Here is a 6,388-nt window from a genome sequence, read left to right on the forward strand (position 1 = left end):
ATGACTACAAAATCAAAAAACGCGATCAACCTGAGTGACTCGGCCAAGGTCGACGAGCAATCGGTCAAGCCGTTCACCCGTTCGCAAAAAGTCTACGTTCAGGGCTCGCGCCCGGACATCCGCGTACCGATGCGCGAAATCACCCTCGATGTGACCCCGACCGACTTCGGCGGCGAAATCAACGCGCCAGTCACCGTCTACGATACCTCGGGCCCGTACACCGATCCGAACGTGGTGATCGATGTGCGCAAAGGCTTGGGCGACGTGCGTTCGGCGTGGATCGATGACCGTGGCGACACCGAGCGCCTGGCAGGCCTGAGCTCCAACTTCGGTCAAGAACGTCTGGCCGATGCCGAGCTGACCAAGCTGCGTTTCGCCCACGTCAACAACCCGCGCCGCGCCAAGGCCGGTGCCAACGTCAGCCAGATGCATTACGCCCGTAAAGGCATCATCACCGCCGAGATGGAATACGTCGCCATCCGCGAAAACATGAAGCTGCAAGAGGCCCGCGCCGCCGGCCTGTTGACGCAACAACACGCCGGCCACAGCTTCGGCGCGAGCATCCCGAAAGAAATCACTGCTGAATTCGTCCGCGAAGAAATCGCCCGTGGTCGCGCGATCATTCCGGCCAACATCAACCACGTCGAACTGGAACCGATGATCATTGGCCGTAACTTCCTGGTGAAGATCAACGGCAACATCGGCAACAGCGCCCTGGGTTCTTCGATCGAAGAAGAAGTGGCGAAACTGACCTGGGGCATTCGCTGGGGTTCGGACACCGTGATGGACTTGTCCACCGGTAAACACATCCACGAAACCCGCGAATGGATCATCCGCAACTCGCCAGTGCCGATCGGTACCGTGCCGATCTATCAGGCGCTGGAAAAAGTGAACGGCGTCGCCGAAGACCTGACCTGGGAGCTGTTTCGCGACACGCTGATCGAGCAGGCGGAGCAGGGCGTCGACTACTTCACCATCCACGCCGGCGTTTTGCTGCGCTACGTGCCGTTGACCGCCAAGCGCGTGACCGGCATCGTTTCCCGTGGCGGCTCGATCATGGCCAAGTGGTGCCTGGCGCACCACAAAGAGAACTTCCTCTACACCCACTTCGACGAAATCTGCGAAATCATGAAGGCCTACGACGTCAGCTTCTCGCTGGGCGATGGTCTGCGTCCGGGCTCGATTGCCGATGCCAACGATGAAGCGCAGTTCGGTGAACTGGAGACCCTCGGCGAGCTGACCAAGATTGCCTGGAAGCACGACGTGCAGTGCATGATCGAAGGCCCGGGTCACGTGCCGATGCAGTTGATCAAAGAGAACATGGACAAGCAGCTGGAGTGCTGCGACGAGGCGCCGTTCTACACCCTCGGCCCGCTGACCACCGACATCGCGCCGGGCTATGACCACATCACCTCGGGTATCGGTGCGGCGATGATCGGCTGGTTCGGTTGCGCGATGCTTTGCTACGTGACGCCGAAGGAACACTTGGGCCTGCCGAACAAGGATGACGTGAAGACCGGGATCATCACCTACAAGATCGCGGCGCATGCGGCGGACTTGGCCAAAGGGCATCCGGGCGCGCAGATTCGCGACAACGCCTTGAGCAAGGCGCGTTTCGAGTTCCGTTGGGAAGACCAGTTCAACCTCGGTCTCGACCCCGACACCGCCCGTTCGTATCACGATGAAACCCTGCCGAAGGATTCGGCCAAGGTCGCGCATTTCTGTTCGATGTGCGGGCCGAAATTCTGCTCGATGAAGATCACCCAGGAAGTTCGCGAGTACGCGGCCAACCAGCGCATCGATGCGGTCGACGTGGACGTCGCCCAAGGCCTGGCGGAACAGGCCGAGCGGTTCAAGAAGGAAGGCAGTCAGCTGTACAAGAAAGTTTGACCCCGTACTGATCGTTCCCACGCTCCGCGTGGGAATGCAGCCCGTGACGCTCCGCGTCACTGGACGCAGAGCGTCCCTAGAGGCATTCCCACGCAGAGCGTGGGAACGATCACAACACAACAAAAATGTCCCTCTGAGATAACACCCTTGAGCATTCAACCCAGCACTTATTCCCCCGACCTCGCCGTGCCCGCCGACAAGCGTGTGTTCGGCGGTCGTGATCTGTTTTCCCTGTGGTTCTCCCTCGGCATCGGCCTGATGGTTTTGCAGACCGGCGCACTGCTCGCGCCAGGCTTGGGCCTGTCCGGTTCGCTGCTGGCGATTTTCCTCGGCACGCTGGTCGGCGTGCTGCTGTTGGCCGCCGTCGGCGTGATCGGCAGCGATACCGGTCTGTCTTCGATGGCCGCGCTGAAACTCAGCCTCGGCAGCAAAGGCGCGAGCCTGCCGGCGCTGCTCAACTTGCTGCAACTGATCGGTTGGGGCTCGTTCGAAATCATCGTCATGCGCGACGCTGCGAGCCTGCTCGGCACCCGCGCGTTCAGCGAAGGTTCGCTGTGGTCGAACCCAGTGTTGTGGACGTTGTTTTTCGGCGCTCTCGCGACGTTGCTGGCGGTCAGTGGGCCGCTGACTTTCGTCCGGCAGATTCTACGCAAGTGGGGCATCTGGTTGCTGCTGGCAGCGTGCATCTGGCTGACCTGGAACCTGTTTGCCAAAGCCGATCTGGCCGATCTCTGGTCGCGTGCCGGTGACGGTTCGATGCCGTTCGCCGTGGGCTTCGACATTGCTATCGCGATGCCGCTGTCGTGGCTGCCGCTGATCGCCGACTACTCACGTTTCGGCAAGCGTGCGAAGAATGTTTTCGGCGGTACCGCCGTCGGTTTCTTCATCGGCAACTTCTGGCTGATGAGCCTCGGCGTCGCCTACACCCTGGCCTTCGCGCCGAGCGGTGAAGTCAACGCGCTGCTGCTGGCGCTGGCCGGTGCCGGACTGGGTATTCCGCTGTTGCTGATTCTGTTGGACGAGTCGGAAAACGCCTTCGCCGACATTCACTCGGCTGCGGTTTCGAGCGGGATTCTGTTGCGCCCGAAAGTCGAGCATCTGGCCTTGGCCATCGGCGTGATCTGCACGCTGATCGCCCTGCTGGCGCCGTTGGCGCAGTACCAGAATTTCCTGCTGCTGATCGGCTCGGTGTTTGCGCCGCTGTTCGGCGTGGTGCTGGTCGATCACTTCATCCTGCGCAAGCGCAGTGCTCAGGTCGCGTCAGCCGTGTTGCGCTGGCCGGCGTTGTTGGCGTGGCTGGGTGGCGTGAGCACCTACCATTTGCTGGCGAATCTGTATCCGGATGTCGGCGCAACCCTGCCGGCGCTGGTGCTGGCAGGGCTGTTGCAACTGGTTCTAGGTCGGGCCTTCAGTTACGGCCGGGAAACAGCTCGGGCTTGAGAATACCGTTCAGACGCGGATAAGGAATCTTCAGTTCGACGTGGCCCAGCGCGTAAGGCGCAATGGTGGTCACGTCGTACTTGAGGATCACGCCGCCATAGGTCAGCGCCACGTTCGGGGTTTTCACGAACGGCCAGTTCGCCACGAACTCCGGCTCCTGATCGAGCTTGGTGCTGATCAACCAGCTGTTGTGCGCCACCTGCGCCGCTTTCCAGAATGCGTCTTCCTGACCTGGCAGCAACATGTCGGACAGGTTCAGCACCTTGTGCTGCTGGCGCGAATAGTTGATGAAACCGCGACCCGGTGTGCCATGCGCGCCGCCGGTGTCGAGGTAGCTCGACACCTCGATGATCACCAAGCCGTCATGCTGTTCGCGTACTTTTGCTTGCAGGTAGCTGCTGTTGCGCGGGCCGGCGCTGGCCAGAAACTGCTCGCGATAGGCCGCCAGGGTGGGCGCCACCGGCGCGTTTTTCTCGGTGCGGGTCATTTGCAGCAGACGTTTTTCGATAATGCCGTCCAGCGCAGGTTCGGCCGGGAAGCGCAGGGTGTCGATGTTCACCAGTGGGCAGTCAGGGTTGGAACAACCGGGTTTCAGTTGTTCCGACGCATCGCGGGTGGTTTCCAGCGGCGTGCGGTAGTTGGGCTGGAACAGGCTGGCGCACGCGCCCAGGGTCAGGGCGATGGCGGCCACGGAGGCAATTTTGAAAAGCGACATGGGCGTCCTTTCGAAAGCAAGGGAAGGCAAAAAGTTACCGCTTCGACTCTCCACGAAGCAGTCAGTTCGCCACTAAGCTAATTAGAGTGCGTTTCGCCGCCACCGTCCATCCCGCTGACGGTAAAGGGGCTGCATCAAACCGTGCGGGCGCGTTAGGATGGCGCGAAGTCGAGGTTGCCAGTCACACACAGCAACCTCGTAATGGATCTGCAGTAAAGAGGATGCTCATGACTGATTTTGCCAACGCCATTCCGACCGCCGTCGATATCGTGCGGCGCGAAAAATGCTACGAGGGCTTTTACAAGCTCGACCGTGTTCACCTGCGCCATGAATTGTTCGCCGGTGGCATGAGCCGCGAAATCAACCGTGAAATATTTGTCCGCCACGATGCCGTGTGCATGCTGCCCTACGATCCGCAGCGCGACGAAGTGGTGTTGATCGAGCAGTTTCGCATCGGCGCCATGGGCAAGACCGACAATCCGTGGCTGGTCGAGCTGGTCGCCGGTCTGATCGACAAGGACGAGCAACCGGAAGAAGTTGCTCATCGCGAAGCTCAGGAGGAAGCTGGGCTGGACATCAAGGCCCTGTGGCCGATGACCAAGTATTTCCCGTCGCCGGGCGGTAGCAACGAATTCGTGCACTTGTACCTGGGGCGTTGCAGCACCGAAGGCGTTGGCGGCCTGCATGGTCTGGAAGAAGAGGCAGAAGATATCCGCGTCACGGTCTGGGCCTTTGAAGATGCCTTGCAGGCCGTCCGTGACGGACGCATTGCCAATGCGGCGAGCATCATCGCCTTGCAGTGGCTGGCGCTGAACCGCGCCGAAGTGAGGGGGTTATGGTCGTAAACAAGTTGCGCGATCGCTATCGAGTCGACCTCGCGGGGCTGCAAGCCGCCTGCGAGGCCAACTACGCGCGTCTGATGCGACTGGTTCCGGACATGCGCAACGAGCCCGAGGCGCGGCGCATCGCCGTGACTCAAGGCGAGCAGATGCTCGGCGTGCTGGCCCTCGAAGTGCTGCAAACCTGCCCATACACCACGACGTTGCAAGTGCGCCAGGAACACAGCCTGCCGTGGTTGCCAGTGCCGCAACTGGAAGTGCAGGTCTATCACGACGCACGCATGGCCGAAGTGGTCAGCGCCGAACATGCACGACGCTTTCGCGGCATCTATCCTTATCCGAACGCGGCCATGCATCAACCGGATGAAAAAGCCCAGCTCAATCTGTTCCTGGGGGAATGGCTGAGTCATTGCCTGGCGTTGGGGCATGAGTACGAAGTCGTACGCTAGTTGTGAACTGCGTCCGGTTCGACGGTTTCCTCTTTTACTGATCCCCCAGCATAATTGCGGCACTCGATCGATTCCGTGCTTTTGCCTTGGGAGAACGCCTTGCCGAGCGTATCCACGTTGACCACCGCCGATCCGGCGTTGCTGGTGCAGTTGTCCGACAGCCATTTGTTCGCTGACGCGGACGGTACGCTGCTGGGCATGAATACCCGCGAGAGCCTGCAAAAAGTCATTGAGCTGGTACTGGGGCAGCAGCCGCAGATCGACCTGGTTCTGGCCACCGGGGATATCTCGCAGGACGGCACGCTGGAGTCGTACCAGCAGTTTCGTCAGATGAGCACGCAGATCGATGCGCCGGCGCGGTGGATTCCCGGTAATCACGACGAACCGATGATAATGGCCCAGGCCGCCGTGCAGAGCACGCTGCTGGAGCCGGTGGTCGATATCGGCAACTGGCGGGTGACGCTGCTGGATTCGGCAGTGCCGGGCTCGGTGCCGGGGTATCTGCAGGACGATCAACTGCAACTACTGGCGCGCTCTTTGAGCGAAGCGCCGGAACGCCATCATCTGGTGTGCTTTCACCATCATCCGGTGCCGATCGGGTGTGCGTGGGCAGAGCCTATCGGCCTGCGCAATCCAGACGCGTTTTTCGAAGTGCTGGATCGTTTTCCACAGGCTCGTGCGGTGTTGTGGGGGCATGTGCATCAGGCGTTTGATCGCGAGCGCAACGGCGTGCGCCTGATGGCATCGCCGTCGACCTGCATTCAGTTCGAGCCGGGCAGTGAGGACTTCAAGGTGGGGGAGCAGGCGCCTGGGTATCGGTGGTTGCGGTTGTTACCGGATGGTCGCTTGGAAACCGGCGTCGAACGCGTCAGCGGTTTTGCCTTCACGGTTGATTACGGTTCCAACGGCTACTGATCGAATCAAAAGCCCCTCACCCCAGCCCTCTCCCTGTATGTACCGGAGACATGGTGGACACATGTTCGGAGACATGGTGGACGGTTTTAGATCTTCTTACCTGCCGTGACGATCTGCAAGTTCAAGTCGATTCGGGCGAT

At 60.6% G+C, this 6,388-nt stretch carries 6 protein-coding genes; 5 read left to right on the top strand and 1 reads right to left on the bottom strand.

Annotated features, from left to right (window positions below; genetic code table 11):
• Both thiC and cytX read left to right on the top strand, forming a co-directional pair.
• Window positions 1-1,890 (top strand): phosphomethylpyrimidine synthase ThiC, encoded by a 1,890-nt coding sequence (gene thiC, locus AK821_RS01430; protein WP_064387807.1) that lies wholly within the window; start codon window positions 1-3, stop codon window positions 1,888-1,890.
• A 147-nt stretch (window positions 1,891-2,037) separates the two neighbouring features.
• Window positions 2,038-3,330, top strand: coding sequence for a putative hydroxymethylpyrimidine transporter CytX (gene cytX, locus AK821_RS01435; RefSeq protein WP_064387808.1), 1,293 nt, complete (start codon window positions 2,038-2,040; stop codon window positions 3,328-3,330).
• Here the strand turns inward: cytX and AK821_RS01440 are convergent.
• On the bottom strand, window positions 3,299-4,045 hold the full coding sequence (locus AK821_RS01440) for an RsiV family protein (RefSeq protein ID WP_064387809.1): 747 nt from the start codon (window positions 4,043-4,045) through the stop codon (window positions 3,299-3,301). The genes cytX and AK821_RS01440 overlap by 32 nt on opposite strands.
• A gap of 227 nt (window positions 4,046-4,272) precedes the next feature.
• On the opposite strand from AK821_RS01440, the gene AK821_RS01445 reads away from it, so the two are divergent.
• The 3 genes from AK821_RS01445 (at window position 4,273) to cpdA (ending at window position 6,248) form a co-directional block, all read left to right on the top strand.
• Window positions 4,273-4,890: an NUDIX domain-containing protein gene (locus AK821_RS01445; protein ID WP_064387810.1), complete on the top strand. Its 618-nt coding sequence runs from the start codon at window positions 4,273-4,275 to the stop codon at window positions 4,888-4,890.
• A complete protein-coding gene (locus tag AK821_RS01450; protein WP_064117171.1) occupies window positions 4,881-5,333 on the top strand; it encodes a DUF1249 domain-containing protein in 453 nt (150 codons plus the stop codon). The genes AK821_RS01445 and AK821_RS01450 overlap by 10 nt, the downstream gene beginning before the upstream one ends.
• Window positions 5,334-5,432: 99 nt before the next feature.
• Window positions 5,433-6,248 carry a 3',5'-cyclic-AMP phosphodiesterase gene (gene cpdA / locus AK821_RS01455; RefSeq protein WP_064387811.1) on the top strand — a complete coding sequence of 272 codons (816 nt, stop codon included), beginning with the start codon at window positions 5,433-5,435 and terminating at the stop codon, window positions 6,246-6,248.
• Window positions 6,249-6,388 lie beyond the last annotated feature (140 nt).

The organism is Pseudomonas sp. RIT-PI-r, from assembly GCF_001297015.1.
Taxonomy (GTDB): Bacteria; Pseudomonadota; Gammaproteobacteria; order Pseudomonadales; family Pseudomonadaceae; genus Aquipseudomonas.